Below are 25,773 nucleotides of genomic sequence, written 5' to 3' on the forward strand. Positions count from 1 at the left end.
TTGGCTGTCCCCCCGGCAGCACCCGGCGCCGGCCCCGCTTTCCCTGGGTCCGAAAGTCCTAGGTCTGACCGTCCAGGTTCCGGCGTCCCAGGTTCCGGCATTTCAGGCTCCGGCATCCCCGGTTCCGGCAGTCCTAGGTTCCACCGGCCCGAGTCCGGCGTGCCCGAGTCCGGCGTAGCCGAGTCCGGCGGAGCCGAGTCCGGCGGAGCCGAGTCCGGCGGAGCCGCGTCCGGCGGAGCCGCGTCCGGCGGAGCCGAGTCCGGCGTAGCCGCGTCCGGCGGAGCCGCGTCCGGCGGAGCCGCGTCCGGCGGAGCCGCGTCCGGCGTAGCCGCGTCCGGCGGAGCCGCGTCCGGCGTGGCCGGGTCTGCCCGTCCTGGGTCCGGCGAACCTAGGATAGGCCCGCACGCGGCGGCCGCCTCCGACGGCGCGTCTGCCGGAACAGGCGATCATGTCGATCTGATGCCGCCGGCTGTCCTGGCCACCCTGACTCAACGCGGCCCGGCGAGCTTCCTTCCGGACTACGATGCCCCGCGCCCGGCCCCGGTACCGGCCGTGCCACCGACTCCCTTCGGCGCCCCGGCCTTCGGCTCGCGCGAGGACCGCCCTTGGGCCGCCGCCGAGCCCGCCGAACGCCCCTGGACCACCGTCAGCCAGCCGGACGAACCACCGGCGTCCGCTTTCGATCAGCCCCATCCCGGCGCCGCCCCGCCCCACCGCCCCGGCGCCGCCCCGCCCCACCGCCCCGGCGCCGCCCCGATCCAGCGCCCCGGCGTCGCCGAGGCTCAGCGCCTGGGCACCGCGGCGGCCGGCCGCACTTGGACGAGCATCGCCCGGCAGGTCAGCCGCCTCGACACCTGAGCCACCTCCGCAGCTGAGCCACCTCCGCTGCCGAGCCACCTCCGCAGCCGGGCGCCTTGGCAGCCGAGCCACCTCCGCAGCCGGGCGCCTTGGCAGCCGAGCCACCTCCGCAATCGAGCGGCTCGGCAGCTGAGCCATCTCCACGCCCGCGCGAGCGCCTTCACTCGCGCGGGCACAGAGACCCACCGGGCTTTCGGTGGCGGTCCTCACTCGGATGTTCGGATCGGGCGCGAGCCGTCCCGCGACAGCTACCCGCCGGGACGCGGTGAGCGCACGATAGCCACCCACGCAAGCGCGAACACACCCCGGCGGGCACGTCGTACACCGATCACGCCTGGGGTCCTCACTCCAGCGCGGGCCCGACCGCCGCTGTCAGCTGCGGGAGCGGGGCAGGCAGCACTTCTTGTACTTCAGGCCGGAACCGCACCAGCAGGCGCCGTTGCGCTCCGGAGGCCACGGGATGTGGTTCGTACCGCCGGCCAGGCGGGTCGCGTAGCCGGCGCGGACCTGCGGGTCGGCCGGGTCGCCGTCGGGGCCGGCGAAACCGGTCAGGCCCGACACCGTGCCCGGCAGCACCGTCAGGCCGGCGCGGCCGGTGCCGGCCAGGCGGACCAGCTCCTTCTCCAGGTGGGCCCGGTGCTCGTCCCAGTTCGACCCGTACGGCTCGGACAGCGCCGGCCACTGCTCCAGCAGCTTCTCCAGCTCCGCCTTGGGCCAGAACAGCAGGTCGTCGGCGGGCGCACCGGCCGTACGCCCGGCCGCGTTGGCCAGCCGGGTCTCGAGCCGGTCGGCCAGGTTGTCGTGGTGGTCGTGTTGCAGGCCGAGCGCGTGACGCGTCCGGTGCCGCTGCTGGAGCAGGAAGAACAGCTGCCCGGCGTCCTCGGCGCTGGACGGCTCGGCGGCGTCGCCCCGCCCGGCCAGCACCTCGTTCAGCGCCTCGGTCAGCCATTCCTCGGCGACTCTGTCACGGCGCCCGGCGGCGAGGGCGGCACTGATGTACGCCGGCGCGTCCCCGTACTGTGTGAGCAGCGGCCGCAGCGGCTCGAGGGCGGCGATCGCCTCGTCGTCGCGCCCGGTGCGGAACAGGACGCGGGCCAGCAACGCCTTGGCCCCGGCGGCCTGGTTGTCGTCCCGCGACCCGAACGATTCGACGGCCCGCTGCGCGTACCGCAGGGCGGCGTCGAGCTTCCCGCGGCTCTCCGCGATCTCGGCCGCGAGGGCGAGGGCGTACCCCGCGTCGTCCTTGTCGGCCAGCTTCCCGGCCTCGGCGGCGTCGGCGAGCTCGGCCGCAACACCCAGCGGGTCGGCCGCCCCGAGGGCGCTCTGCCGGATCTCAGTAAGGTCTGCGCTGGTCAGATCGGCTTTAATTGGCACGCCGTCACGGTACAGCGCCGCGTGGACTCACGACTGTTGATCTGGGTCTCACTCCGCCCCGGCGGTACCTGACCTCGGTCAACGGAAACCCCCGCGAGTCGCCGGTCTTCACCCGGTGGCCTCACAGAAGCGGCGGGCCCGGTGGTTCCCGGCCAGCACCCACAGCACGCTCTGCCGGTAGCCGTCCGCCTCGAGCCGCCGCACCCAGGCGTCCATCAGCGCCCGCCCGACACCCTTCTTCCACTTGTCCGGGCGTACATAAAGCGCCTGAGCCCCGCCAACCGCTCCCGGATCCGCGTCCTCGTCGCGGCCGGCCACGAAGATCACCATCTCCGCTTCCCGGACCATCCGCTCCCAGCCGGGCAGCCGGTCGGCCGTCCTCATGCAGTCCATGAACTCTGCGGAACCATCCCGCGATACCCCGCCCGCCACGCCCGCACATTCACCTCGGCCAGCGCTCCCGTGTCGTCCGGTTTCGCCTCGCGCACGATCACCGGCAGACCATACGCCCGACGGCGGTCCACTGTGGTGGCGCCTCGAGGGCCTGTGCCGGCTGGCCGCCCGCACCGGTCAGAACAGAGCGGCTGGTGCTCGGCGCTTCCGAGGCGCGGATCCGCTCGACCGCGTCTGCGCGGCCTCCGGCGAGGTAACCTCGGCTACCTCTCTCTGCCGCACGCCTGGGGCCATGCTTCGCCGCCGAGGCGTGCGCGGCCCTCGACTGGTTCGGTGCCCGCGTCAGCCGCGCTCCTCGAAGAGGGTGACGTGCAGGTCGCCCGGAACGTTGAGCCGGGCGTTCAGGGAACGCCAGGGGGTTTCGGTGGGCGGCGCGACGACGTCGGCGCCGGCTTCAACCGATTGCGCCGTACGGGCGGTGACGTCCCCGACCTCAAAGGCGATCCGAAAACGCGGGGCGACCGGTCGCCCCACCTCGACGTCGTCGACATAGCGGTGGTGGGCCGGATTGGCCAGTTCGAGGGTGGCCCGCCCGGCGTCGAGGATCATCACCCGCTCGTCGCCGTCGCCGCTGAAGGCCGCCTCCTCGCCCAGCCCGAGCGTGTCACGAAAATACGCCACGGCGGCGTCGAAGTCCTCGACCTCCACGATCAGCCGCATCTGCCGGGCCCCACCCTCGAAATTCGTCATGCCGTCACCCTCACCCACGGCCCCCGCACGAGCAACGCCCGGCTAATCGCGGTGCTGGTGCTGCCTGGCTGGTGTGGGCGTCCACCACGACGGCCGAAAGGACGGGCGTTCTGAACCGGAGCGAGGGCGCGGCCGTATCCCCAGGCGACGCCGTTGCCCGCAGCAAGGAGACGACGATGGACGGTCCGACCGACACCTACCCTTTGTTGTCCGGGGCGGCCGGATACGCCTACCGGGATGAGCCGTCCGCGACGGCCGACGACGAGGAGCCGCCGACCGAGGAGTTCACCGTCGTCCCGGCGGCGGATCCCGCACCGAGCTGGACGGCGGAGCCCTCACCGGCTCCGCGCCGCGGGCTCCGGCCTAAGGCGGCGATCGCCGTGATCGGCGCCGTCCTTCTCCTCGGCGTCGGCGGTGTCGTGGTCTCCACATCGTCCGGCTCCTCACCGCGGGGCACCGCGTCGCCCGACAGCGGCCCGGCTGACCGCGGCCAAGCTGACGGTCAAGCTGAGAGCGGCCAGGCTGAGAACGGCCAACCGGACGGCGACGAAGCTCAAAGCGGCCAGAGCGAGGGCGACCCGGCGGCCGGGAGTGGGCCCGCATTCGCCGCCGGCACCTTCAACCTCGCGAGCAGCGTCGGCGAGCTCAGCCTCACGCTGGGCCGCCCGGAAAACGGCCCGATCCAGATCACCACCCACGGCAACGGTCAAGGCGATCCCGACAACGACCAAGACCCCGACCGCAACCGCGGTTCCGCGGGCGACAGCGTCCCCAACGGCAACAACGGCAGACCGGACGGCAGCGGCCCGGACGGCAACGGCAGCGGCCCAGACGGCAGCGGCCCAGACGGCAGCGGCCCGGACGGCAGCGGCCCGGACGGCAGCGGCCCGGACGGCAGCGGTGCCGCCGTCGCGGTGAACGGCACCGAGGTTCGAGTCACGACCGGCGGGCCGGAGGTGGGCCGCGTCGATGTGGTGCTCGACCAGCGGATCGACTGGACCATCAGGATGAGCGGCGGCGTGCGGGCGGCGACCTTCGCGCTGGCCGGCGGCTCCGTGAGCGGGGTCGATCTGGCCGGCGGCGCCGACACGGTTCGGCTGACGCTACCCGGCCGGGACCGGGCGCTGCCGGTTCGGATGTCCGGCGGGGTGCGGGACTGGAGCATCACCACCGACGGCGAGGTGCCGGTACGGGTGCTGGCCCGTTCCGGGGCCGGCGAGGTCACCCTCTACGGGCAGCGCCAGAGCGGCATCGCCCGGGACACGACGCTGACCGCCGGGAACGGCACCGGCCTCGACGTGACCGCGGCGGCCGGCTTCGGGTCGCTGACCGTGACCGCGGACAATCGACCATCCGGCCGCTGACCCGCCGCGCGGCCGAGTTCGGGCTATCGTCAGTCGACAGCTGACCGCGGCGGGGTTCGGGCCGATGCCCGTGAGCGCAGTCAGCCAACCGTGGCAGGGTTCGGGCCGATGCTCGTGAGCGCGGTCAGCCGACCGCGGCGAAGGCCGGGGCGAAGGCCGGGGCGAAGGCCGGGGCGAAGGCCGGGGCGAAGGCCGTGAGCGTGGTGAGCCCAGCATGGCGGGGTTCGGGCCGCTGAGCGTGAGCGGGGTCAGTCGATCAGCCAGCCGGTGACCTGCTGGGCGGCGGGTGTCAGCGAGACCACGATCGTCAGCAGGGCGGCCACGGCGCCGGCGATCAGGGCGATGAACAGGGAGCGGCGGCCGCGCGCGTAGCCGGTCACGAACATCACCGCCGACACGATCAGGCTGAGGCCGGCCACCACCGGGGCCATCGGCGCGGTCAGCGAGATCCACGTCGCCCACGGCCAGCCGGCCCAGATGTCGGCGTTCGCGGTGTACGCGTCGTCGCGTGACGGCAGATACCAGTGGCCGGCGAACGCGGCGGCGTGCCGCAGGGTCTGGTAGGCGCACAGCGCGTACCAGGCGGCGTAGCCGAGCTGCGCACCGGCCAGGGTCCAGCCGAGGTTCCGTTCCCGGATCGGGGTGCGCGCCGCCATGGTCATCGCCGCATCGTACCGGGATCGACCGACCTGTAACATGCCGGAAAACTCTTCCAAAATCTGCAAGCGCTTGCTAGCGTCCGTTCCAATGTGAACACCGGATTACGGCTCTGTCACCACTTCCCCCGCAGGTGGAGGGCTGAAAAAGAGTCACGTCCCTCAATCGAAAGATCGGAACCATGCCCGATGGTCGGCCACGATCCCACTCCCCCGCTGCTGGTGGCCCCGGTGAAGGCGACCACGGTCGATTGCAAGCTGTTCGCGGACCGGAGCACCGGTGGCGCCTGGACGACCGCCCCCGGCGTGGCGATGGGCGCGGCCGAGCGTGCCGGCTGGTACGGCAACGACCTCGACGTCCGCAGCACCGGCGGCGTAGTGAGCGGTGTGACGCCCTGCACGGAAGTACTCACTGAACCGCGCAAGGACAGCATCTACGCGGCCGACAACCGCGGCGGCAGCCAGCACGTGACCTCGGGCAACGCCGCGACAACGACCCGATGTTCCCGGGCGGCTTGCAGGGTCTGATCGACAAGCTCGACCACATCAATTGTCTGAAGATCTACCACGACGTCGCCTACAACCACACCTCCCGGTGGGGCGCCAAGAACCTTTTCGTACCGAGGGTCTGGGGTGCGAAGGACGGCCAATGGCATGGGCTCTACAGCACCCACCTGAATTGAAAGGAGAACCGGTGAGAAGAAACGTCTCCGTCCTCGCCCTGCTCGCGGTCCTCGTGACTGTGCTGGTCGCGGGGCGGCCGGAACACGCCGACGCGAAAGCCGATGCGAATCCGGGCCCGCGCGATGTCATCGTGCACCTCTTCGAGTGGCCGTGGGCGTCGATCGCGTCCGAGTGCACCAATGTGCTCGGGCCGAAGGGCTTCGGCGGCGTGCAGGTGTCGCCGCCGCAGGAACACGTGGTGTTGCCCGGCTCGGGTTACCCCTGGTGGCAGGACTATCAGCCGGTCAGCTACCAGCTGGTGTCGCGGCGCGGCGATCGGGCCGCGTTCGCGAACATGGTCAGCACGTGCCACGCGGCCGGCGTGAAGATCTACGTCGACGCGATCCTCAACCACATGGCCGGCGGCGCCTCGACCGGCACCGGGACGGCCGGCTCCACGTACAGTCACTACGCCTACCCGGCGGTGCCCTACGGTAACGACGACTTCCATCACTGCGGGCGTAACGGCACCGACGACATCGCCAACTGGGGTGACCGGTGGGAGATCCAGAACTGTGAGCTGGTGGATCTCTCCGACCTCAAGACGGAGTCCGGCTACGTGCGGGGCAAGCTGGTCGCGTACCTCAATGACCTGATCTCGCTCGGGGTCGACGGTTTCCGCGTCGACGCCGCCAAGCACGTGCCGGTGGCCGACCTCCAGGCGATCTACGGGCAGCTCAACGGCAACCCGTACATCTTCCAGGAGACGATCGAGGGCGGTGCCGGCGAGCCCAGCCCGTCGGAGTACACGGGCATCGGCGACGTGACCGAGTTCCGCTACGGCGACGTGGTCGGCAACGCCTTCCGTGACGGCAACTTGCAGAACTTGCAGAATCTGCCCGGCCAGATGCTGCTCGGCAGCGGCGACGCGGTGGCCTTCATCGACAACCACGACACGCAGCGCAACGGCCGCGCGAAGCTGACCTACAAGGACGGCACGAACTACGCGCTGGCCGAGGCGTTCATGCTCGCCTATCCGTACGGCACGCCGTCGGTGATGAGCAGCTTCACCTTCAGCAATCCCGAGGCGGGCCCGCCCGCGTCGCCGAACGGCACCACCACGGCGGTGAGCTGCGGAAACGGCTGGGAGTGCGAGCACCGTACGCGCACCACGGCCAACCTGGTCGGCTTCCACAACGCGGCCGCCGGCACGTCGGTGACCAACTGGTGGTCGAACGGCGGCAACCAGATCGCGTTCGGGCGGGGCGCGGCCGCGTACGCCGTCTTCAATCGGGGCGGCGCGCTGAGCCGGACCTTCCAGACGTCGCTGCCGGCCGGCACCTACTGCGACGTGGCGAACGGCGATGTCAGCGGGACGACGTGCTCGGGAACGGCTTACACGGTCGGTGCGAACGGCCAGTTCACCGCGACCGTGCCGGCCAACGGCATGCTGGCGCTGCACGTGAACGCCCGTACCTCAGGCGGTGGCTCTTCTTGCACGACGGTCGCCGTCACTTTCGCCGCCAACGCCACCACGGTGTGGGGGGAGAACGTGTTCGTCCTGGGCAACCGGACCGAACTGGGCAGTTGGAACACGAGCGGTGGGGTCGCGCTCTCCTCGGCGGCCTACCCGGTGTGGCGGGGCACGGTCAATCTGCCGCCGAACACCAGCGTCGAGTACAAGTACGTCAAGAAGAACGGCTCGGCCGTGGCCTGGGAGAGCGGCGGCAACCGGGTCATCAACACCGGTTCGGCCTGCTCACTGACCGTCAACGATAGTTGGCGCTCGTAACCCGGCGATGCCGCTGCTTGGTCCGGTACATGTCCGCGTCGGCCGCCGCTGACAACTGAGCGAAGTCGCCGGCGCCGTACGCGTGACCGATGCTGGCGCCCACCCGTCGAGGCCCGATCCGGGTCTCGACGGGTGCGGCCAGCGCCACGTGCATGCGGTCGGCCAGGTTGTTCAGCGCCGACGCCACGTCCTCGCCGGTCACCACCACGACGAATTCGTCCCCGCCGGTACGGGCGAGCAGGTCACCCGGGCGCACGATCTTGCGCATCCGCTCGGCCAGAACCCGCAGCACCAGGTCACCGCTGTCGTGGCCACCCAGATCGTTTATCGTCTTGAAGTCGTCCAGGTCGATGACGAGGACGCCCATCTCGCTGCCGCGCATCTGTTCGGTGAACGTTCGCAGCAACGTTCGGTTGGCCAGCCCCGTCAGCGGATCGTGGGTGGCCGCGTGGTGCAGCTGGGCCCGTTTCTCCTCCAGCTCGTGATGCAGTCGCGCGTGCTGCACGGCGATGGCCGCGTGCTGGGCGAAGAGCTCCAGCATTTCCCGCTGTACGAGTCCCGGCCGGCGCCCGTCACGCGGCAGGTCCACGCTGAGCACGCCGACGAGCTCCCCGTCCGGGGCGGACAGCGGCGCGAACAGGCAGTCCTCCGGATGCCAGCCCTCGGGCTCGTCCGGCACCGGAATGTCCGGCGTCCACACTGTCATCGTGTCGGGCATGTCGTGCTTGTGGTCGATGAAGAACAGCGATCCCCACTGCTCGCCCTGGGCGAACAGCTCCTGCCACTGCTCCAGCGTCGACGTCGTGCCGATCAGCTCCCGCCGGATCTCCTCGCTGCCCTCCACGGACACGACGGCGAAGTCCCCGTCGAGCTGCACCAGGTTGACCACCGCCACCTCGAACCCGGAGGCCCGGGTGACGCCGTGCACCACCGCGTCCATCGTGCGGGTCAGATCGAGGCTGGCGTGCACCGCCTTGCTGACCTCGTGCAACGTCCGCAGACCCTCGAGCTGGGCCAGAGCATCGGACAGCTGCGACGACAGGTCCTCGATGCTGGTCAACACCCGCCTCCTAGGCCCCGCCACGGCCGCCGCCCGAGTCTGAGATCTTAACGGCTGAATCGCCCGCCGGCCCGACCTGTGCTCAACTGTCAGGATGGCGCATCCCATCATGTTCGACGACGCGGACCCGCTGCTGGCCCGCATCCGAGCGGTGGCGCTGGCCTTCCCCGACGCCGCCGAGAAAATCTCCCACGGCCACCCGGCCTTCTACACCACAAAGGTCTTCGCCTACTACGGCGGATCAATCAAGGTCGATGGCGAGTACGTCACCCACCCGCACTCCCTGATAGTCCTGACCGAGCCCGGGGAACGCGAGGCGCTGCTCGAGAACCCGGACGCCTACGTACCGGCGTACCTGGGCCCGTCCGGCTGGATCGGCATCGACCTGACCCCGCGCACCGACTGGGCCGAGATCGCCGAGCTCCTGGACGCCAGCTACCGCCTGACCGCCGGGAAACGCCGGATCGCCAGCCTCGACGCCCCGTGAGGAACCGCCTCGTCAGCGGGCGAAGACCTGCGACTCGTCACGGAAGGACTTGAACTCCAGGGCGTTGCCGGCCGGGTCGCGGAAGAACATGGTCCACTGCTCGCCGGGCCGCCCCGGGAAGCGCAGGTAGGGCTCGATCAGGAATTCCGTGCCGGCCGCGCGCAGCCGGTCGGCCAGGGCGTGGAACTCGTCGGCGCCCAGCAGCAGCCCGAAGTGCGGGATGGGCACGTCGTGGCCGTCGAGCTCGCTGTCACCGGCCGGGCGCACCGGGCCGGGCACGACATGGGTGACCAGCTGGTGGCCGTGCAGGTCCCAGTCGATCCAGTGGCCGGACGAGCGACCCTCGGGCAGGCCGAGCACCGTGCCGTAGAAGGCGCGGGCGGCGGCCAGGTCGTCGACGGGAATGGCCAGGTGCACGGCGGGCCGGATGGTCATACGGCGAGTCTTTCACGCGTCAGCCGGCGGCGGCGGTCGACAGGATCTCGGTGACGACGCGGGCACCGGCGTCGGGCCGGCCGTTCGCGGCCGCGGCCTGCGCCATGGCATTGCGGCGGTACGGGTCGGCCAGCAGCCCGGCCAGGGCGGCGTGCAGGCTTTCCGGGTTGACGTCGTCGCCGTCGAGCATGACGGCGGCGCCGGCCTGGGCGAGATGACGGGCGGTGACCCGCTGCTCGTCGGCCGCCGCGTACGGGTAGGGCACTAGCACACTGGCCTTGCCGAGCGCGGTGAGCTCGGCGACGGTCCCGGCCCCACTGCGCGCGACGACGACCGCGGCGGCGGCGAGCAGGTCGGGCAGCTCGTCGTGGATGAAGTCGACGACGCGGTAGCGGTGGGCCATCCACTCGGGCAGTCCGGCCGCGACCTGCCGCATCTCCTCGAGGCCGTGGCTGCCGCACTGGTGGATGATCTGGCAGTGCTCCAGGAGCCGGGGCAGCGCTCCGGTCAGCATCTGGTTGATCTGCCGGGCCCCGGTCGCGCCGCCGGTCACCAGGACGAGAGGAAGGGCGGGGTCGAGCCCGTACGCCGCAATTCCCTTCTCGGGGTTGCCGTTGAGCACCGCGGGCCGAATCGGATTGCCGGTGACCACGGCCCGCCCGCGCGCCCGGGCCGGCAGGTGTTCGAGGGAGGCCTCGTGGCTGAGCAGCACGCGCGTGGCGACCCGGGCGAGCAGCCGGTTGGCCAGCCCCAGGCTCAGCGTCTGCTCGTGCATGACCAGGGGCACCCGGAACAGGGCGGCGGCCAGCCCGATCGGCACCGACACGAACCCGCCGGTGCTGAACACCACCGACGGCCGCACCCGCGCCACGGTGAGCGCCGCCTGCGCGATCCCGAGCGGGATCCGGAAGAGGTCGACGAAGTTCCGCGCCAGATCGCGGGGGCTGAACGACCGGCGCACCTTGCCGGTGGTGACAGCCTTGAAGGGAATCCCGTTCCGTACGGCAATGGTGGCCTCAAGCCCGTCGGCCACGCCGACCCAGAGCAGCTCGGGCGAGGTGCCGGTCTCGGCGAGGCGCGCCTGAAGCGTGTTGACGGTGGTCAGCGCCGGATAGGTGTGCCCACCCGTACCACCACCAGTAACGATCATGCGGAACGCGTGCAGGCGCTGGGTGCTGTAGAGGGACATGCCTAAACCACTCCGAAGATCGCAATACCGGCCGAGATCGAGGCAGTCTATCGATCCCCCCGAACCCGCCTCCTCACGACGCCGCCAGCAGCGTCTTCCCACCGACCGCGACCCTCGCCCACCCCCACCACAGCCGCGACGAGCCGTCACCCACCGCCACCACCCCGCCCGGCTGAGTCACAGCCGCCACGAGCCGCGGCGCGGACCGCCGCGGGAACTAAGCCTGCCGGTACGGCGCTGATCACAGATCGTGGCGACCGGGGCCGGTCCATGATTGGGTCTATCCCGTGAGCGACGAAACCGCCAGCACGCCGTGGAAACGGCGGGTTGCGACCCCGCTGCGGGAGTTCCTGCGCACCGAGGCCGGCAGCGCCGGCGTGCTCCTGGCCGCCATCGCCGTCGCGTTGATCTGGGCCAATGTCGCCGACGGCAGCTACGAGCGGTTCTGGGCGACCGATCTGAGCATCGACCTCGGCGGCGACGGGGTTCATCTGACCCTGCGCGAGTGGGTCAACAGCGGCCTCATGACGATCTTCTTCCTGGTCGTCGGGCTGGAGGCGCGGCGCGAGTTCGACCTGGGCGACCTGCGGGACCGGCGCCGGTTCATCCTGCCCGCGGCGGCCGGCATCATCGGCATGGCCCTGCCGGTCGGCATCTTCCTGGCCTTCAACGCGGGCGAGCACACCGCCGGCGGCTGGGGCGTCGCGATGTCCACCGACACCGCGCTCGCACTGGGCCTTCTCGCGCTGGTCGGGCGCAATGTCCCCGTGCAGGCTCGGTTGTTCCTGGTGACAGTGGCCGTGGTCGACGACGTGGTGGCGCTCATCGTCATCGCCGTCGCCTACAGCGACGACATCCGGTGGATGCCGCTGGTCCTCGCGGCGATCTTCTATTCGTTCACCTTCCTGCTGGTGCGGCTGAAGATCAGGAGCGGTTTCGCGTACGTCCCGTTCGGTGTGGCCTTCTGGGTGGCCATGCTCGAGAGCGGCATCGACCCGGTGGTCTCCGGCCTGATCCTGGGTCTCACCGCGGCCGCGTACACCCCGGCCCGTGAAGCTTTGCAGGAGGCCAGCGACCTGTTCCGCTCGTTCCGTGAGCAGCCGACGCCGGAGCTGGCCCGGTATGCGCGGTTCGGGCTGGTCAGCACGCTGTCCTGGAACGATCGCCTGCAGCGCACCTGGTCGGGCTGGACCAACTACCTGATCGTCCCGCTGTTCGGCCTGGCCAACGCGGGCATCGCGATCGACGCGGGCTTTCTGGGGCGGGCGCTCACCTCGCCGATCACGCTCGGCGTCATCGTGGCGTACGTGGTGGGCAAGCCGGTCGCCATCACCGGCGTGTCGGCGCTGATCACCTGGCTCACCAAGGGCGCCGTCAGGCCGTCGGTCGGCTGGTCGTCCGTGCTGGGCACCGGCACCATCGCCGGGATCGGCTTCACCGTGTCGTTCCTGATCGCCAACCTGGCCTTCGAGGGCGACGAGCTGGCCGAGGCCAAGCTGGGCGTGCTGCTGGCCGGGGTCGGCTCGACGATCGTCACCTGGCTGGTCTTCCGGATCACGAGCATGCAGTCGCGTCCGCGCCGGGCGGTGCTGCTGCTCGGCGACTCCGACGACATCATCGACCTGATCCCGGAGGTCGACCCCGACCGCGACCACATTCGCGGGCCGGCCGGCGCGACGGTCACGTTGGTGGAGTACGGCGACTTCCAGTGCCCGTACTGCGGTCAGGCCGAGCCGATCGTGCGGGAGCTGATGACCGACGACGATCTGCGGTACGTGTGGCGGCACCTGCCGTTGACCGACGTCCACCCGCAGGCGCAGATCGCGGCGCAGGCGGCCGAGGCGGCCGGCCTGCAGGGCAAGTTCTGGGAGATGCACGACCTGTTGCTCAGCCGCCAGGACCATCTGCGCATCGCCGACCTGATCGGGTACGCGGGCGAGCTCGGCCTCGACCAGGACCGCTTCCACACCGACATGATGCGCGACGAGTGCACCGACCGGATCACCGCGAACGTCGAGTCGGCCGACCTCAGCGGCGTCGCCGGCACCCCGACGTTCTTCGTCAACGGCCAGAGGCACTACGGGTCGTACGACGTGGAGACGCTGGAGAAGGCGATCAAGCTGGCCCGGATCCGGGCGAAGATCGCGTCGAAGCGGTCAGCTGTCTGACCACGTCGACGAAGAAGTCGATATCGGCTTCGGTGGTACGCCAGTTGACGATCGCCGGGCGCAGGGCCACCTGGCCGCCGTAGACGGTGGTACCCGCGTACACCCGGCCGTCGGCGATGATCGCGGCGCCCAGGGCGCGGTTGAGGGCGTCGTCGCCGACCGCCCGGAAGCACACGATCGAGAGCTGCACGTCGGCGAGCCGTTCGAGCTCCGGCGCCTCGTCGATCCGGCGGCCCAGGTACCGCGCGAGGTCCAGGTGGCGCTCCACCATCGCGCGGTAACCGTCCCGGCCGTACGCGGCCAGCGACGCCCAGATCGGCAGCGACCGCGCCCGCCGCGACGACTCCGGGCCGAGCAGGGCGAAGCCACTGTTCGGATCACCCGGTCCCGGCAGGTAGGGCGCGCCCGGCATGCCGAACGCCGCGCCGAGCCGGGCCGGATCCTTGATCAGAGCGAAGCCGCTTTCGTACGGGACGTTGAGCCACTTGTGCCCGTCGGCGGCGATCGAGTCGGCCCGCTCCACACCCCGTACGAGATGCTCGGTCCGCGGAGACAGCGCCGCGAACAGGCCGAACGCCCCGTCCACGTGCAGCCAGGCCCCGTACTCCCCGGCCAGCTCGGCCAGTTCGGCGATCGGGTCGAAGTCGCCGGCGTTGACCTCACCCGCGTTGGCGATCAGCACGGCCGGCCCGTCGATCTCGCCGAGCCGCCGCCGGATCGCCGGCAGGTCGGCCCGTCCCACCGCGTCGGCGGCGTAGACCTCGACGCGGTCGCGGCCGTGCCCGAGCATCTGCAGCGCCTTGCGGGCGCTCGCGTGCACGTAGCCGCCGGAGAGCACCGGCATCCGCGGCAGCCCGGTCAGCCCGTCGCGGGCCACGTCGGCCCCGTGCTTGCCGGCCCACCAGTGGGTGGCGCAGGCCAGCGACGTGAAGTTGGCGAACGTGGCGCTGGCGACCAGCGCCCCGCCCCACGAGGCCGGCAGGTTGAACAGGTCGCGCAGCCAGCCGATGGCGACCGTCTCGGCCTCGTGCGCGAACGGCGACGACACCCGGGAGAACGAGTTCTGGTCGAGCAGCGACGCGGTCCAGTCGGCGGCCAGCGCCGCCGGCGTCACGCCCCCGGTCACGAAGTGGAAGAACCGCGGCCCGGACGAGGCGGTCGCGGTCGCCGTGCCGATCCGCAGCAGCCGCTCGATCACGGCGTCCGCCCCGGGCCCGGTGTCGGGCAGTACACCGTCGAGGTCGTCGAGCAGCTTGAGCGCCGCCCGGTCCTGCACGGGCCGCGCGCCGAGCGAGTCGAGATAGTCCCCCGCCGCGGCCCGGACGCGGTCGAGGGCGGCGGCAAGTCCCGGATCGTCCAGCGGATCGGCCATGCCTTGCAGTATGCCTACGGTTTGACCGCCACGGCAGCGTACATTCCGGCCGCGCGCCGGCTGACCCGCTCGGCCGCGGGCAGATCGGACCGCCACTCGCTGACCGCCGACACGCCCGGCTCGACCAATTGAAGACCGTCGAAGAAACCTTCGAACTCTTCCTTCGTACGGGCGAACGCGTCCGGCTTGCGATCGCCGAACAGGGCCGCGCCGGCCGCCAGGTCCGCCGGGGTGAGAAAGTCGTACGTGATGTTGGTCCGCTCCGGGTGGCGGAGGTCTTCCTCGATGTAGCTCGACCGCCCCTCGGGCGTGCTGGTGAGCAGGGCCCGCGCGTGCGTCATCACCATCGGGTCGTTGTCGACGTACACGATGCGACTGGCCGGGTTGAGCCGCTGCGCCACCTCGTGCGTGTTGTCGGCGGTCGGCAGCCCCGTCCCGATGTCGAGGAACTGGTCGATCCCGGCTGGACGCTTGGCGATATCAAGGACCGGCCCGAGGCCGTAACGATCGAGCAGGCGCGGAAGCACGCGCCGCACGCGCGCGTCCCACCTTCGGTGGCGTCTCTCACCGGAACGGTGTAAGCCGACCGGCGCATCCTGCCCGCGGGCCACGCCGATCGCCGGCGCCTCGTGACAAACTTCCGGCGCGCCGCGGGCAACTGACGCCCGGGCGTGAAGGAGTCAGCACCCATGTCGGTCGGAAACCGATCTGTCACACCCGGCGCCGCACCTCCCGCGGCCGCGGACACCGGCGGGAGCACGCATGATCGGCGGAAATTCCTGATCCTGGCGGTGGCGGGGGTCCTGTCGTGGATGCTGTTCGCCGGGCCGCTCGACAAGACCTCCCAGTGGGCCGGCATCCTCTCCCTGAGCGGCGGGTTCTGGTCGGCCGCGATCGGATATCTGCCGAGGGTCCGCGTGCCCTGGCGCAAGGTCGCCATCATCGCCGCCGTCGTTCTGGTCGTGGCCGGCGGTGCGATGCTGGCCAACGCCTACTTCCAGGCCAGTCGCGCCATCGAGATGCCGAGACCGTCGTTCGACGGAAGGTCCGCGGAGGACGTCTGGAGCCAGCGTACGACCGGTGTCCTGACCCTCCCGCCACCCTACCGGGAGCACGCGCGGCTGACCTTCGTGCTGCAGAACACCAGGCCGCAGGCCGGTGACTGTGTCTACCCGGCGGCGCTGACCCTGACGCCCGTCATCGACGGGCAGGCCCGGCCGGACGATGTGCGGACCACCCGTTCCGGCCAGTCGGTCGACATTCCCCTGGACGGCACCGAGTCGCGCGCCCAGGTCCACACGTTGCTGAGCTACCCCGACGACGGCCCGGTCACCTGCCGCGTCCGCGTGATGATCACTAAGGCGGTGCTGCATGGCTAGGGTCGCTCGGGGCATTGCCGCCGGTCTGCTCGTTCTCGGCCTGACCGGGTGTCAGGACACGCCGCGGCAGCAGCCGCCGTTCGAGCGGAAGGTCAACGTGGGAATGGCTCCCAGCAGCCCCGGCTGGAGCGAGCTGGACAGCGCCGGGCGCCGCCACGGGTTCGACTACGACGTGACCGACTGGCTCGCCGGGGAGCTCGACCTCGAGCCCAACATCAGTAACACCCTGGCCTTCGAGCGGGAGAGCAAACTTCGGCAGGGCGACGTGCAGATCGTCGTGGCCAGCTACTCCATCACCGACAAACGCCGCGAGGTGGTCGGGTTCGCCGGCCCGTACGCACAGACGTATCAGGGGTTCATGATCCGCCGTGACGAACGGGACGCGTACCGCCGGCTCGCCGATCTCAAGGGCAAGGCGGTCTGCGTCACCCGGGGCTCCACCTCGGCCATCCAGCTCAGGGAGGCGTTCGCGTGGCCGGTCACCGTGGTGGAGCGGGATACCTACGACGAGTGCATGGAACTGCTGCTGGCCGCCGATCCGATCGTCGACGTCGTGTCCACAGACCAGCTCCTGCTCTTCGGCTATGCCGCGAAGCACCCGCGCACCTTCGTGCCGCAGCAGCTCGTCTTCGGCGAACAGCAGCGCTACGGCATCGGCCTGCCCAAGGGTGACGCCGCCAAGTGCCGGATCGTCACCGACAAGCTGCGGCACCTGATGTCCGACGGAACCTGGCTGGCCTTCTTCCGGGAGCATTTCCCGGGATACGATCCCACGCCATACAAGCCCAGCGCGCTCGATCCCTGCCCGGACCCGCCGCCCACCGCGATCGGCTGAACCGGGCGGGGCCGCCGGGTGACGATGCAACCGGCGACCCCGTCGGGCTGGCTCAGACTCGGGTCTTGGGGCGCAGGTAGACGGCCCAGGTGACCAGGACACAGACGGCGTAGAAGGCGATGAAGGCGATGTACGCGGCGTCGGCCTCCTTCGTCGACAGGAAGGACTGGCGGAAGGCCAGGTTGACCAGGACGCCGCCGAAGGCGCCGATGGCGCCGGCGATGCCGATGACGGCGTTGGAGAGGCGGCGGGCCTCGTGGTCGTCGGTGGGGTGCTTTTTGCGGAAGATGGCCGGGATCATCTTGTACGTGGAGCCGTTGCCGATGCCGGTCAGGACGAACAGCAGGACGAAACCGGCGATGTACAGCGGCAGCGACTTCTGCTGGGCGGCCAGCAGGACGATGCCGGCGCCGACCGCCATCGCGATGAAGTTGACGAATGTGACCCGTGCGCCGCCCAGGCGGTCGGCCAGCGCGCCGCCGACCGGGCGGATCAGGGAGCCGAGCAGCGGGCCCAGGAAGGTCAGGTAGGCCGCCTTCACGGGCGTACTGAAGTCGGTGTGGAACTGGACCTGAAGCACCTGGCCGAAGGCGAAGCCGAAGCCGATGAAGGAACCGAAGGTTCCGATGTAGAGCAGCGACATGATCCAGGTGTGCGGTTCGCGGAAGGCGTCGCGCATGCCCCGCTTCTCGTTGCGCACCTGCGACAGGTTGTCCATGTAGAGGGCCGAGCCGAGCGCCGCCAGCACGATCAGCGGGATGTAGATGCCGGCCACGATGCCGGGGTGGCCGGCGCCGAACACGGCCAGCACGAACAGGCCGACCAGCTGCACCGCGGCCACGCCCAGGTTGCCGCCACCCGCGTTGATGCCCAGCGCCCAGCCTTTGAGCCGGTCCGGGTAGTACGCGTTGATGTTCGTCATCGACGAGGCGAAGTTGCCGCCGCCGACGCCGGCCAGCGCGGCCAGGATCACCAGCGTCGAGTAGTCGACGCCGGGACGGATCAGGAAGGCGGCCGCGATCGCCGGAACGAGCAGCAGTGTGGCGCTGAAGACCGTCCAGTTGCGGCCGCCGAAGCGGGCCACGGCGAAGCTGTACGGGATGCGCAGGGCCGCGCCGAACAGCGTCGGCACCGCGGTCAGGAGGAACTTGCCGGCCGGGTCGATGCCGTACTCGGGACCGAGGAAGAGGACGAGCACCGACCACAGTGACCAGACCGAGAAACCGATGTGCTCCGAAGTGATCGAGAAGATCAGGTTGCGGCGGGCGATCCGCTTGCCGCCGGCCTCCCAGAAGATCGGGTCTTCCGGGCGCCAGTCGTCGATCCAATGGCCCCGAACCGATGAAGCGGCCGGCCTGTCCAGAACAGCGGTCATCTCAGTCCCCCAGCATGATCTTGTCGTCGTCGATGGACACGGGGTAGACCGCGACGTCCGGCTGGCCGCTGAGCGAGCAGCCGGTGCGCAGGTCCCAGGCGTTCAGGTGCATCGGGCAGATGACCTGCTTGAGGTCGATCTGGCCGTCCGCGAGGGGGCCGCCCTTGTGCGGGCACGTCGCGGAGGTGGCGCGGACCGAGCCGTCGCGCAGCCGGAAGACGGCGATCATCTCGCCGTCGACGGCGAAGGTCCGGCCCTCGCCGAGCGGGATCTCGTGGACGGAAGCGATGGGCCTCATGCGCGCACCGGAACCTGGGGAAGGACGATCAGGGGCAGGGAGGTTCGGAACTGGCCGGGCGTGGCCGGTTCGTCGCGGTCCTTCCACGGATCGCGGTAGGCGGCGACCGACGCTTCCATCGCGGCGTCCAGGTCGGCGGCGATGCCCTCGCTGTCGTCCACGACCACGGCGCGGACCTTTTCGATGCCGACGCGCGGGACGAAGGCGTACGTCCGCTCCAGCCAGTTCGCGTTCTCCCGGTAGTACTGCAGGAACCGGCCGGTCAGCGTGATGACTTCCGCGGGGCTGCTCACGGTCGTCAGCAGGTCACCCTTGCGGATGTGGGCTCCGGCGGCACCGCCCACGTAGATCTCCCACTTGCCGCCGTCGATGGCGACGACACCCAGGTCCTTGACGTACGCCTCGGCACAGTTCCGCGGGCAGCCGGTCACCGCCAGTTTCATCTTCCCGGGACCCTCGATGCCCTGGTAGCGCTCCTCCAGCGCGATGCCCAGCGCGGTCGAGTCGCCGACCCCGAAGCGGCAGAAGTCGGAGCCGACGCAGGTTTTCACCGTGCGGAAACTCTTGCCGTACGCGTATCCGGACGGCATGTCGAGATCGGCCCAGACCTCGGGCAGTTTCTCCTTGGGGATGCCGAGCAGGTCGATGCGCTGACCGCCGGTCAGCTTGACCATCGGCACCTCGTGCTTCTCGGCCACCTCGGCGATCCGCTTGAGCTGGGCCGGTGTGGTGACGCCGCCCTTCATCTGCGGCACCACCGAGAACGTGCCGTCGCGCTGGATGTTGGCGTGCACCCGGTCGTTGATGAACCGGGCGTCGCGCTCGTCGACGTACTCGCCGCCCCACATCATCTTCAGCAGCGAGGCCAGCCCCATCTTGCTCTTGGCGTCCTCGTCGCCGCCGAGCTTGGCGAACACCGACGACACGCTGCGAAGTGAATGCAGCCGGATCGCGTTCATCAGCTCCGGCTTCGGCATCGGGATGCCGGGCACGTAGTAGGACGCGGCCGGGTCCTCCTCGACCTCGCCGCCGGCGGCCCACTCGACGATCCGCTGCACCACGCTCTTGCAGGTTCCGCAGCCCTTGCCGGCCCGGGTCTTGTCCATCACCCCGGAGACGGTCTTGCAGCCGCTCTGCACGGTCGAGCAGATGGTTCCCTTGCTGACGCCGTTGCAGTTGCAGACCTGCTCGTCGTCGGCCATGTCCTCGACCTTGACCTCGCCGGCCGGGCCGCCCAGGTCGAACATGAGCTCGGCCCGCTCCTCGGGCAGGGCCAGGCCCCGGTCGAACGCCTGCATGAGGAAGGCGACCTTCTTGACGTCGCCGACCAGTGTCGCGCCGACCAGGCGGCCGTCGCGGATGATGACGTTCTTGTAGACGCCCTTCTTCGGCTCGGCGAAGGTGAGCACCTCGTCGTTCTCGTGCTCGGGCTCCTTGAGCCCCATGGCGGCCACGTCGACGCCGGCCACCTTGAGCTTGGTGGCGACCTGCGAGCCGTGGTACTCGGCCAGCGGGTTGACGCCGGTCAGGTGGTCGGCCAGCACCTTGGCCTGGTCCCAGAGCGGAGCGACCAGGCCGTAGACCTCGCCGCGGTGCTGAGCGCACTCGCCCACGGCGTAGATGTCGTCCTCGTCCTGCACCCGCATCTGGTCGTCGACGACGATGCCGCGCTCGACCGCCAGCCCGCTGGCCGCGGCCATCTCGGCGTTGGCCCGGATACCGGCGGCCACCACGATGACGTCGCAGCCGATGACCCGGCCGTCGGCGAGCTTGACGCCGGTGACGGCGTGCTTGCCGAGGATCTCGGTGGTCATGCCGTCGACCACGACCTCGATGCCCAGCTTGGCCTCGATGGTCTCCTTGAGCTGCCGGCCGGCCTGCTCGTTGAGCTGGGTGTTCATCAGATGCCCGGCGGCGTGGACGAGGGTGACGTGCGGCAGGTGGTTCTGCAGGCCGCGCGCCGCTTCCAGGCCGAGCAGTCCGCCGCCGATGACGACCGCCCGCTCGTGCTCCTTGGCGTACCGGATCATCGCCCGGGTGTCGTCGAGCGTCCGGAAGGCGAAGACGCCCTGGTGATAGCCGCGGCCGGGGCGGTGCGCGCCGGGAATCGGCGGCACGAAGGCCCGGCTGCCGGTGGCGATGATCAGCTTGTCGTACGGGGTCTCGGTGCCGTCCTCGGCGTACACCCGCTTGGCGTGCCGGTCGATGCGCTCGATCCGGGAGCCCGCGTGCAGGGTGATGCCGTTGTCCGCGTACCAGGAAAGGTCGTTGAGGAAGATGCCGGACTCGTCCTCCACGCCGGCCAGGACGTTGGAGAGCATGATCCGGTTGTAGTTGCCGTACGGCTCGTCGCCGAACATCGTGATGTCGAAGTCCCCGCCGCGGGCGAGGATCTCCTCGACGGTCCGGGCGCCGGCCATGCCGTTGCCGATGACCACCAGTCGTTGGCGCATGTCAGATCTCCACCAGTCCGAGGTCGACGACGACCGAGCCGGAGACACCGGCCGGCGCGCCGAGCCAGAGCTCGATCACGGTTCCGGACAGCAGGTCCTCGACGACCCGCAGCGGCACGTGCACGTCACCCTTGGCGCCGATCGGGAAGTACCGCATCGGCTTGCCGTCGCGCGTGAGCACGACGGTGACGAGGTCGGCGGCCGCGTTGCCGCCCCGGAAGTAGACGGCCTGCGTGGTGACGCCGTCGGGCACCACGTAGGACAGCGCGGGGGCGATGGGCGCCGGCTGGTCCAGGCCCTTGCCCTCGAACGTGAAGACGCCTTGCAGGAATCGTGGCGTGGAGTGCACGGCTAATCGGTTCCTTCCTCGAACGTTCGGATCGCGACCGCGCACGCCTTGAAGGCGGGCATCCGTGAATGCGGGTCGAGAGCCGGGTTGGTCAGCGCGTTCGCGCCGGGCCAGTGGAACGGGGCGAAGACCGTGTCCGGCCTGATCCCGTCGCTGAGCCGGGCGCGCAGCACCGCGGCGCCGCGGCGGGTGCGCAACTCGACCAGGTCGCCGTCGGCGATGCCGTGGCGGCGGGCCAGGTCGGGGTGGATCTCCGCGCGGGGTTCGGGCAGCGCGACGGCGAGCGCCTTCACCCGGCGGGTCTGGTTGCCGCTCTGGTACTGCTGCATGTTGCGGCCGGTCGTCAGGACGTACGGGAAATGCTTGTCCGGCATCTCCGCCGGATCCCGGTGATCGACTTTGATGAAGCGGGCCCGGCCGATCGGGAAGCCGTCGGCGAACAACCTCGGTGTTCCCGGGTGGTCCTCGGACGGGCACGGCCAGAAGACGCCGTCCTCGTTCTCGATGCGCTCGTACGTGATGCCGCTGTAGTCGGCGATGCCGCCGGCGCTGGCCCGGCGCAGCTCCTCGAAGACCGCACGCGGATCGCTGCTGAAGAACTTCCCGCGGCCGAGGCGCTCGGCCAGTTCGGTCAGCACCTCCAGGTCCGTCTTCACGTCCGGCGGCGGGGGCAGGGCCCGCTTGCGGCGCAGCACCCGGCCCTCGAGGTTGGTCATCGTGCCCTCCTCCTCGGCCCATTGGGCGGTCGGGAGGACGACGTCGGCCAGCTCGGCCGTCTCGGACCGGAAGATGTCGGAAACAACCAGGAAATCGAGTGCCCGAAGCCGTTCCAGGACGCGGTTGCTGTGCGGGGCCGAGACGGCGATGTTGCTGGCCAGCACCATCAGCACCCGGACGCCGCCGTCGGTGCCGAGACGATCGAGCATTTCGTACGCGGACAGACCCGGCTGGGGGAGCTCGTCCGGGTCGATCCCCCACACCGCGGCGACGTGAGCCCGGGCCGCGAGGTCGTCGAGCTTGCGGTATCCGGGCAGCTGGTCGGCCTTCTGGCCGTGCTCGCGGCCGCCCTGCCCGTTGCCCTGCCCGGTGATGGTGCCGTAGCCCGAGTACGGCTTGCCGACCAGCCCCAGCGCGAGCGCCAGGTTCAGCCAGGCCTGCGCGGTGTCGGTGCCGTTGCTGTGCTGCTCGGCCCCGCGCGCCGTGAGGATCATCGCCGGCCCGTTGGTGGCGAGCAGGCGTACGGTCTCGCGGATCTTGGTTTCCGGTACGCCGGTCATCCGCTCGACCCGCTCGGGCCAGTACGCGTTGGTGGCCGCCTTCACGGCCTCGAAGCCGGTGGTCCGCTCCGCGATGTACGCCTCGTCGACGTAGCCCTCGCGGATCGCGATGTGCAGCATGCCGTTCGCGAGCGCCAGATCCGTGCCCGGCAGCGGCTGAAGGTGCAGGTGGGCGCCGTTGGCGGTGGCCGTGCGACGCGGGTCGACGACGATGTGCTTGGCGCCGGCCGCCCGCCCCGTGTCCAGATACTGCATGGACGGCGGCATGGCGTCGGCCGGGTTCGCGCCGACCAGCAGCACGGTCCGCGCCTCGGCCACATCCTCCAGCGGAAACGGCAGCCCGCGGTCCACGCCGAGCGCGCGGTTGGCCGCCGTCGCCGCCGACGACATGCAGAACCGGCCGTTGTAGTCGATCGACGCCGATCGCAGCGCCACCCGCACGAACTTGCCGAGCGCGTACGCCTTCTCATTGGTCAGCCCGCCGCCGCCGAACGCGCCGACGCTGTCCCGCCCGTACGTTTCCTGGCTCGTCACAATAGCGTCGGCGATTAGGCCGAGCGCCTCGTCCCAGGTCGCCTCCCGCAACGGGCTGGTGCGATCTCCGGGCGTTTTCCGAACCAGCGGAGTCAGCAGCCGATCCCGGTGATCCAGCAGGTCAGCGGCGGTGAAACCCTTGGCGCAGAGGCCGCCCTTGTTGACCGGGAATTCGCGCGGCTCGAGCTTCACCACGGGAATACCCGGGGTCAAGGTCATGCCGCACTGCAGGGCGCAGTAGGGGCAATGCGTATCGGTTGCCGTCACGCGTTCAATGCTCGTGGGCGATTGTTTACCGCCGAGTCCTCCGCCGTTGCCGCGACGTACGGAAAAACCTACAAGCGGCTTTCCGCGGTTGTGAGAAGAGCGGACTCGTAGCGGCTGACGACCAGATCGGTGGTGACCGGGTCGAGGCAGAGCGGCGGGGTGACCCAGTCGGCGCCGGCCTGGTGCAGTTTCCGGTAGAAGAGGCCGTCGGCCAGCAGGTAGGAGGCGATGGCGATCCGCTTGGCGCCGCGGTCGCGCAGATCGGCCACGACGTCGGCGACCTTCGGATCGTGGCCGGCGACGTAGCCGACATGGGCGCCGATACGGGCGGCCAGGGCGTCGATGTCGGCCCGCCAGGCCGGATCGGAGGAGCCGGCGGCGGCGAGAACGATGGCGTCGGCGCCGCGCGGAAGGCGGCGGACCATGCTGTCGAGCAGGGCGTCGTCGGGGCCCAGGGGGCGCGTGACGGGGATGTCACGGCCGCTCACGGCATCGGCGATGTCGACCCGGACGTGGTAGCCGGCCGACAGGAGAAGCGGGACCACGACGGCGTCACCGACCAGAGGGACCACGTCGGCGACTTTGGGCTCCTGGACGTCCACGTAGGTGAGGCGCACGTCGAGGGCGGGCCGGCGGGCGGCCACGCGGGCGACCAGGTCGCGGATCTGGGCTTGGCCGTGCGGGCTGCGGGTGCCGTGGGCGACGGCGATGAGAGCGGGCATTTATCAGGCCTTTCGCGAGAAAAGGACCGCGCCGTTGCGGCCTGACCGAACGTCTCAGGCGGGCTCGTCCAAGCGGAGCCGGTAACCGCGCTTGATCACGGTTTCGATGTGGCGGCCGGAGCCGAGCGCGGTCCGCAACCGGGCCACCGCCACGTCCACCGCGTGCCCGTCGTTGCCTCGGGGCAGGGCCGCGATCAGCTGATCCTTCGACACCACCACGCCCGGCCGGGCGGCCAGCGCCGTCAGTATCGCCATCGCCGCCGGCGCCAGCGAGTGCGGCACGTCGTCGATCAGCACCGCGTGCCCGCGCATCTCCAGCGTCGACCCGGCCACCTTCAGCTTGACCGACCTTTTCGGCAGCTCGTCGGTCACCGTCTTGATCAGCGCGCCCAGCCGGAACCGTTCCGGCATCACCACCGGCACGCCGAGCTCGATCAGCGGCGCCGCCGTCACCGGGCCCACGCACGCCGCCAACGTCCCGGCCGCGAACCGGTCGAGCACCGCCGCGCGGGAGTCCGCGGCCAGGTGGAGGAACGACTTCACCGCCGGCGCGCTCGTGAACGTCACCGCGTCGATCTGCCCGGCCGTGATCTGCTCGACCAGGCGGCGTACCGGCCCGGTGTCGGAGGGCGGAACCCAGCGGTAGACCGGCACCTCGACGACCGCCGCGCCCGCCGCCCGCAGCGCCGCCACGAACTCGGTCTGCGGCTCCCCGTGTTCCTGCACCGCGATCCGCAGGCCGGCGATGCCCTCTTCGAGCAGCCGGGACAGGATCTCCTCGGTCGCCTCGGTCTTGGCCGCCCACTCCTCGGTGAGCCCGGCCGCCCGTACGGCCCCGCAGGGTTTGGGCCCTCGGGCCACGATCCGGGCGCCGCGCAGCACCTCACGCAGCTGATCGGCCAGCCCCCAGCCCTCGGCCGCTTCGAGCCAGCCACGGAAGCCGAAGCCGGTGGTCGCCACGACCAGGTCGGGCGCCAGCCCGATGCAGGCGGCGGTGGCCGCGTGCAGCGCCTCGTCGTCGATGAGGGGCACGATGCTGATCGCCGAGGCGGTGACGACACGGGCTCCGCGCCGCTGGAGCAGCGCGGTCATCTCGTCACGGCGCCGCTCGGCGGTGACCGCGACGGTGAATCCCGTCAGCGCCCCCTCGGTCATCCAGGCTCCCCCAGAAGTAGTTCACGCCAGCCTGTCCACGATCCGTTACCGGGACGTCGAACCTTTGTTTCGGGCTGAATAACGCGTGATCACTTTCCGGCGGGTGTCAGTCCGCCTCTTCGACGATCTTGCGGGCGGTGGCGAGCAACTTGAACACCTCGATGCGGCCGTCGAGGAAGCCCATCCGGTAGTCGGGGCCCGTCTCGGGATGCTGGGCGCGGACCGGGTCGCGGCGCGCGGCCATGCCGTCGGCGCGACCCGCCTCGTACGCCAGGAATGCGTCGTCCATCAGTTGTTCTTGCCGTCCAGGGCGCGGCGGATCGCGGCCAGCAGGTTCTCCTCGAACGCGGAGACCTGGCCGTCGACGAGACCGACCAGGTAGTCCGGGTCCTCGGCGCGCGTCTCGTCCTTGCGCCGGCCGGCGAGCCCGTCGGCCCGGCCGTCCTCGTACGCCAGCAGGGCGCTGTCAGCGCTGTCCATACGTCCTCCCCGAACGCTTGTCGCCGCGCTCGAGCGCAGACATCGCGATCCAATCTCCCACGCGACGACAGCACCGCCCACCGGCTGA

25 protein-coding genes and 2 pseudogenes are annotated in these 25,773 nt (G+C 70.6%); 8 read left to right on the forward strand and 19 right to left on the reverse strand.

Annotated elements, in window-relative coordinates:
- Positions 1–133: 133 nt before the first annotated feature.
- From AB0C26_RS33700 to AB0C26_RS33715, 4 genes and pseudogenes are all read right to left on the reverse strand, one after another.
- Positions 134–304, reverse strand: a pseudogene (locus AB0C26_RS33700) (pentapeptide repeat-containing protein); the annotation flags it as partial.
- Between the two features lie 926 nt (positions 305–1,230).
- A complete protein-coding gene (locus AB0C26_RS33705) occupies positions 1,231–2,232 on the reverse strand; it encodes an SEC-C domain-containing protein (RefSeq protein WP_360255836.1) in 1,002 nt (333 codons plus the stop codon).
- A 108-nt stretch (positions 2,233–2,340) separates the two neighbouring features.
- Positions 2,341–2,616, reverse strand: coding sequence for a GNAT family N-acetyltransferase (locus AB0C26_RS33710; protein ID WP_360255838.1), 276 nt, complete (start codon positions 2,614–2,616; stop codon positions 2,341–2,343).
- A gap of 351 nt (positions 2,617–2,967) precedes the next feature.
- Positions 2,968–3,375: a VOC family protein gene (locus tag AB0C26_RS33715; RefSeq protein ID WP_360255841.1), complete on the reverse strand. Its 408-nt coding sequence runs from the start codon at positions 3,373–3,375 to the stop codon at positions 2,968–2,970.
- A 176-nt stretch (positions 3,376–3,551) separates the two neighbouring features.
- Between AB0C26_RS33715 and AB0C26_RS33720 the strand changes: the two genes are divergently transcribed.
- On the forward strand, positions 3,552–4,739 hold the full coding sequence (locus AB0C26_RS33720) for a hypothetical protein (RefSeq protein WP_360255843.1): 1,188 nt from the start codon (positions 3,552–3,554) through the stop codon (positions 4,737–4,739).
- Between the two features lie 248 nt (positions 4,740–4,987).
- Here the strand turns inward: AB0C26_RS33720 and AB0C26_RS33725 are convergent, their stop codons facing one another.
- Positions 4,988–5,401 (reverse strand): hypothetical protein, encoded by a 414-nt coding sequence (locus AB0C26_RS33725; RefSeq protein ID WP_360255845.1) that lies wholly within the window; start codon positions 5,399–5,401, stop codon positions 4,988–4,990.
- Positions 5,402–5,584: 183 nt separating this feature from the next.
- Between AB0C26_RS33725 and AB0C26_RS33730 the strand changes: the two genes are divergently transcribed.
- From AB0C26_RS33730 to AB0C26_RS33740, 3 genes are read left to right on the forward strand one after another with little or no spacing between them, the layout of a single operon-like run.
- On the forward strand, positions 5,585–5,923 hold the full coding sequence (locus AB0C26_RS33730; RefSeq protein ID WP_360255847.1) for a carbohydrate binding domain-containing protein: 339 nt from the start codon (positions 5,585–5,587) through the stop codon (positions 5,921–5,923).
- Entirely contained in the window at positions 5,911–6,078 is a 168-nt protein-coding gene (locus tag AB0C26_RS33735) for a hypothetical protein (protein ID WP_360255849.1), read from the forward strand. Before AB0C26_RS33730 ends, AB0C26_RS33735 begins: the two co-directional genes overlap by 13 nt.
- A gap of 11 nt (positions 6,079–6,089) precedes the next feature.
- Positions 6,090–7,850, forward strand: coding sequence for a carbohydrate-binding module family 20 domain-containing protein (locus tag AB0C26_RS33740; RefSeq protein WP_360255851.1), 1,761 nt, complete (start codon positions 6,090–6,092; stop codon positions 7,848–7,850).
- Here the strand turns inward: AB0C26_RS33740 and AB0C26_RS33745 are convergent.
- Positions 7,828–8,910, reverse strand: coding sequence for a diguanylate cyclase domain-containing protein (locus AB0C26_RS33745; protein WP_360255854.1), 1,083 nt, complete (start codon positions 8,908–8,910; stop codon positions 7,828–7,830). The two genes, AB0C26_RS33740 and AB0C26_RS33745, sit on opposite strands and share 23 nt — an antisense overlap.
- 94 nt (positions 8,911–9,004) lie before the next feature.
- Between AB0C26_RS33745 and AB0C26_RS33750 the strand changes: the two genes are divergently transcribed.
- Positions 9,005–9,397: an MmcQ/YjbR family DNA-binding protein gene (locus AB0C26_RS33750; RefSeq protein ID WP_360255856.1), complete on the forward strand. Its 393-nt coding sequence runs from the start codon at positions 9,005–9,007 to the stop codon at positions 9,395–9,397.
- 12 nt (positions 9,398–9,409) lie between these two features.
- Here the strand turns inward: AB0C26_RS33750 and AB0C26_RS33755 are convergent, their stop codons facing one another.
- Together AB0C26_RS33755 and AB0C26_RS33760 are read right to left on the reverse strand one after the other, a co-directional pair.
- The gene (locus tag AB0C26_RS33755) at positions 9,410–9,832 is read right to left on the reverse strand and encodes a VOC family protein (protein ID WP_360255858.1); all 423 of its coding nucleotides are present in this window, start codon (positions 9,830–9,832) and stop codon (positions 9,410–9,412) included.
- Between the two features lie 19 nt (positions 9,833–9,851).
- Positions 9,852–11,021: a UDP-N-acetylglucosamine--N-acetylmuramyl-(pentapeptide) pyrophosphoryl-undecaprenol N-acetylglucosamine transferase gene (locus AB0C26_RS33760; protein ID WP_360255861.1), complete on the reverse strand. Its 1,170-nt coding sequence runs from the start codon at positions 11,019–11,021 to the stop codon at positions 9,852–9,854.
- Between the two features lie 287 nt (positions 11,022–11,308).
- Between AB0C26_RS33760 and AB0C26_RS33765 the strand changes: the two genes are divergently transcribed.
- Positions 11,309–13,189 (forward strand): Na+/H+ antiporter NhaA, encoded by a 1,881-nt coding sequence (locus tag AB0C26_RS33765; RefSeq protein ID WP_360255863.1) that lies wholly within the window; start codon positions 11,309–11,311, stop codon positions 13,187–13,189.
- Here AB0C26_RS33765 and AB0C26_RS33770 read toward each other — a convergent pair.
- Both AB0C26_RS33770 and AB0C26_RS33775 read right to left on the reverse strand, forming a co-directional pair.
- Positions 13,137–14,561 (reverse strand): pyridoxal-dependent decarboxylase, encoded by a 1,425-nt coding sequence (locus AB0C26_RS33770; RefSeq protein WP_360255865.1) that lies wholly within the window; start codon positions 14,559–14,561, stop codon positions 13,137–13,139. The two genes, AB0C26_RS33765 and AB0C26_RS33770, sit on opposite strands and share 53 nt — an antisense overlap.
- Before the next feature lie 14 nt (positions 14,562–14,575).
- Positions 14,576–15,025, reverse strand: a pseudogene (locus tag AB0C26_RS33775) (SAM-dependent methyltransferase); the annotation flags it as partial.
- Positions 15,026–15,250: 225 nt separating this feature from the next.
- On the opposite strand from AB0C26_RS33775, the gene AB0C26_RS33780 reads away from it, so the two are divergent.
- Positions 15,251–15,940, forward strand: a complete 690-nt coding sequence (locus tag AB0C26_RS33780; RefSeq protein ID WP_360255867.1) for a hypothetical protein — start codon at positions 15,251–15,253, stop codon at positions 15,938–15,940.
- On the forward strand, positions 15,933–16,775 hold the full coding sequence (locus tag AB0C26_RS33785; protein ID WP_360255871.1) for a transporter substrate-binding domain-containing protein: 843 nt from the start codon (positions 15,933–15,935) through the stop codon (positions 16,773–16,775). Before AB0C26_RS33780 ends, AB0C26_RS33785 begins: the two co-directional genes overlap by 8 nt.
- A gap of 52 nt (positions 16,776–16,827) precedes the next feature.
- On the opposite strand, the gene AB0C26_RS33790 is transcribed toward AB0C26_RS33785, so the two are convergent.
- The 9 genes from AB0C26_RS33790 to AB0C26_RS33830 form a co-directional block, all read right to left on the reverse strand.
- On the reverse strand, positions 16,828–18,150 hold the full coding sequence (locus AB0C26_RS33790; protein ID WP_360255873.1) for a nitrate/nitrite transporter: 1,323 nt from the start codon (positions 18,148–18,150) through the stop codon (positions 16,828–16,830).
- Between the two features lies 1 nt (position 18,151).
- Positions 18,152–18,448 (reverse strand): Rieske 2Fe-2S domain-containing protein, encoded by a 297-nt coding sequence (locus AB0C26_RS33795; protein WP_360255875.1) that lies wholly within the window; start codon positions 18,446–18,448, stop codon positions 18,152–18,154.
- On the reverse strand, positions 18,445–20,901 hold the full coding sequence (gene nirB / locus AB0C26_RS33800; protein WP_360255877.1) for a nitrite reductase large subunit NirB: 2,457 nt from the start codon (positions 20,899–20,901) through the stop codon (positions 18,445–18,447). Before nirB ends, AB0C26_RS33795 begins: the two co-directional genes overlap by 4 nt.
- Position 20,902: 1 nt before the next feature.
- Entirely contained in the window at positions 20,903–21,250 is a 348-nt protein-coding gene (locus tag AB0C26_RS33805) for a molybdopterin oxidoreductase (RefSeq protein WP_360255879.1), read from the reverse strand.
- 2 nt (positions 21,251–21,252) lie between these two features.
- Complete coding sequence (locus tag AB0C26_RS33810; protein WP_360255881.1) at positions 21,253–23,328, reverse strand: molybdopterin oxidoreductase family protein; 2,076 nt, start codon at positions 23,326–23,328, stop codon at positions 21,253–21,255.
- A gap of 68 nt (positions 23,329–23,396) precedes the next feature.
- Positions 23,397–24,050 (reverse strand): sirohydrochlorin chelatase, encoded by a 654-nt coding sequence (locus tag AB0C26_RS33815; RefSeq protein WP_360255883.1) that lies wholly within the window; start codon positions 24,048–24,050, stop codon positions 23,397–23,399.
- 54 nt (positions 24,051–24,104) lie between these two features.
- Entirely contained in the window at positions 24,105–25,205 is a 1,101-nt protein-coding gene (locus tag AB0C26_RS33820) for a uroporphyrinogen-III synthase (RefSeq protein WP_360255885.1), read from the reverse strand.
- A 106-nt stretch (positions 25,206–25,311) separates the two neighbouring features.
- Positions 25,312–25,494, reverse strand: a complete 183-nt coding sequence (locus AB0C26_RS33825; RefSeq protein WP_360255888.1) for a hypothetical protein — start codon at positions 25,492–25,494, stop codon at positions 25,312–25,314.
- Complete coding sequence (locus tag AB0C26_RS33830) at positions 25,494–25,685, reverse strand: hypothetical protein (protein ID WP_360255890.1); 192 nt, start codon at positions 25,683–25,685, stop codon at positions 25,494–25,496. Before AB0C26_RS33830 ends, AB0C26_RS33825 begins: the two co-directional genes overlap by 1 nt.
- Positions 25,686–25,773: the final 88 nt, after the last annotated feature.

The sequence above is a fragment of the Actinoplanes sp. NPDC048796 genome, from assembly GCF_040650035.1.
GTDB lineage: Bacteria > Actinomycetota > Actinomycetes > Mycobacteriales > Micromonosporaceae > Actinoplanes.

Bases quoted from the DNA above. Each gene is read 5' to 3' on its own strand.
- AB0C26_RS33710 (WP_360255838.1), bottom strand. From the start codon at position 2,616: ATGAGGACGGCCGACCGGCTGCCCGGCTGGGAGCGGATGGTCCGGGAA.
- AB0C26_RS33790 (WP_360255873.1), bottom strand. From the start codon at position 18,150: ATGACCGCTGTTCTGGACAGGCCGGCCGCTTCATCGGTTCGGGGCCAT.
- AB0C26_RS33820 (WP_360255885.1), bottom strand. From the start codon at position 25,205: ATGACCGAGGGGGCGCTGACGGGATTCACCGTCGCGGTCACCGCCGAG.
- AB0C26_RS33715 (WP_360255841.1), bottom strand. From the start codon at position 3,375: ATGACGAATTTCGAGGGTGGGGCCCGGCAGATGCGGCTGATCGTGGAG.
- AB0C26_RS33780 (WP_360255867.1), top strand. From the start codon at position 15,251: ATGTCGGTCGGAAACCGATCTGTCACACCCGGCGCCGCACCTCCCGCG.
- AB0C26_RS33720 (WP_360255843.1), top strand. From the start codon at position 3,552: ATGGACGGTCCGACCGACACCTACCCTTTGTTGTCCGGGGCGGCCGGA.
- nirB (WP_360255877.1), bottom strand. From the start codon at position 20,901: ATGCGCCAACGACTGGTGGTCATCGGCAACGGCATGGCCGGCGCCCGG.
- AB0C26_RS33830 (WP_360255890.1), bottom strand. From the start codon at position 25,685: ATGGACAGCGCTGACAGCGCCCTGCTGGCGTACGAGGACGGCCGGGCC.
- AB0C26_RS33755 (WP_360255858.1), bottom strand. From the start codon at position 9,832: ATGACCATCCGGCCCGCCGTGCACCTGGCCATTCCCGTCGACGACCTG.
- AB0C26_RS33785 (WP_360255871.1), top strand. From the start codon at position 15,933: ATGGCTAGGGTCGCTCGGGGCATTGCCGCCGGTCTGCTCGTTCTCGGC.
- AB0C26_RS33750 (WP_360255856.1), top strand. From the start codon at position 9,005: ATGGCGCATCCCATCATGTTCGACGACGCGGACCCGCTGCTGGCCCGC.
- AB0C26_RS33825 (WP_360255888.1), bottom strand. From the start codon at position 25,494: ATGGACGACGCATTCCTGGCGTACGAGGCGGGTCGCGCCGACGGCATG.
- AB0C26_RS33730 (WP_360255847.1), top strand. From the start codon at position 5,585: ATGGTCGGCCACGATCCCACTCCCCCGCTGCTGGTGGCCCCGGTGAAG.
- AB0C26_RS33795 (WP_360255875.1), bottom strand. From the start codon at position 18,448: ATGAGGCCCATCGCTTCCGTCCACGAGATCCCGCTCGGCGAGGGCCGG.
- AB0C26_RS33770 (WP_360255865.1), bottom strand. From the start codon at position 14,561: ATGGCCGATCCGCTGGACGATCCGGGACTTGCCGCCGCCCTCGACCGC.
- AB0C26_RS33815 (WP_360255883.1), bottom strand. From the start codon at position 24,050: ATGCCCGCTCTCATCGCCGTCGCCCACGGCACCCGCAGCCCGCACGGC.
- AB0C26_RS33760 (WP_360255861.1), bottom strand. From the start codon at position 11,021: ATGTCCCTCTACAGCACCCAGCGCCTGCACGCGTTCCGCATGATCGTT.
- AB0C26_RS33725 (WP_360255845.1), bottom strand. From the start codon at position 5,401: ATGACCATGGCGGCGCGCACCCCGATCCGGGAACGGAACCTCGGCTGG.